Annotated in this window: 2 protein-coding genes; both read left to right on the top strand. The window is 59.7% G+C overall.

From position 1 onward, the window contains the following. A partial coding sequence (locus tag ACOTX2_RS25000; RefSeq protein WP_017900405.1) for a DMT family transporter occupies positions 1 to 277 on the top strand: 277 nt, incomplete at its 5' end. Beyond that, on the top strand, positions 271 to 1,110 hold the full coding sequence (sul1, locus tag ACOTX2_RS25005; RefSeq protein WP_000259031.1) for a sulfonamide-resistant dihydropteroate synthase Sul1: 840 nt from the start codon (positions 271 to 273) through the stop codon (positions 1,108 to 1,110). The genes ACOTX2_RS25000 and sul1, both read left to right, overlap by 7 nt. Positions 1,111 to 1,134: the final 24 nt, after the last annotated feature.

Below are 1,134 nucleotides of genomic sequence, written 5' to 3' on the forward strand. Positions count from 1 at the left end.
CGAGGGCTTTACTAAGCTTGCCCCTTCCGCCGTTGTCATAATCGGTTATGGCATCGCATTTTATTTTCTTTCTCTGGTTCTGAAATCCATCCCTGTCGGTGTTGCTTATGCAGTCTGGTCGGGACTCGGCGTCGTCATAATTACAGCCATTGCCTGGTTGCTTCATGGGCAAAAGCTTGATGCGTGGGGCTTTGTAGGTATGGGGCTCATAATTGCTGCCTTTTTGCTCGCCCGATCCCCATCGTGGAAGTCGCTGCGGAGGCCGACGCCATGGTGACGGTGTTCGGCATTCTGAATCTCACCGAGGACTCCTTCTTCGATGAGAGCCGGCGGCTAGACCCCGCCGGCGCTGTCACCGCGGCGATCGAAATGCTGCGAGTCGGATCAGACGTCGTGGATGTCGGACCGGCCGCCAGCCATCCGGACGCGAGGCCTGTATCGCCGGCCGATGAGATCAGACGTATTGCGCCGCTCTTAGACGCCCTGTCCGATCAGATGCACCGTGTTTCAATCGACAGCTTCCAACCGGAAACCCAGCGCTATGCGCTCAAGCGCGGCGTGGGCTACCTGAACGATATCCAAGGATTTCCTGACCCTGCGCTCTATCCCGATATTGCTGAGGCGGACTGCAGGCTGGTGGTTATGCACTCAGCGCAGCGGGATGGCATCGCCACCCGCACCGGTCACCTTCGACCCGAAGACGCGCTCGACGAGATTGTGCGGTTCTTCGAGGCGCGGGTTTCCGCCTTGCGACGGAGCGGGGTCGCTGCCGACCGGCTCATCCTCGATCCGGGGATGGGATTTTTCTTGAGCCCCGCACCGGAAACATCGCTGCACGTGCTGTCGAACCTTCAAAAGCTGAAGTCGGCGTTGGGGCTTCCGCTATTGGTCTCGGTGTCGCGGAAATCCTTCTTGGGCGCCACCGTTGGCCTTCCTGTAAAGGATCTGGGTCCAGCGAGCCTTGCGGCGGAACTTCACGCGATCGGCAATGGCGCTGACTACGTCCGCACCCACGCGCCTGGAGATCTGCGAAGCGCAATCACCTTCTCGGAAACCCTCGCGAAATTTCGCAGTCGCGACGCCAGAGACCGAGGGTTAGATCATGCCTAGCATTCACCTTCCGGCCGCCCGCTA

The sequence above is a fragment of the Enterobacter cloacae complex sp. IR5412 genome (assembly GCF_049237385.1).
Classification (GTDB): domain Bacteria; phylum Pseudomonadota; class Gammaproteobacteria; order Enterobacterales; family Enterobacteriaceae; genus Enterobacter; species Enterobacter intestinihominis.

Excerpts from the sequence above, each read along its gene's own strand:
- sul1 (WP_000259031.1), top strand. The coding sequence starts at position 271 with ATGGTGACGGTGTTCGGCATTCTGAATCTCACCGAGGACTCCTTCTTC.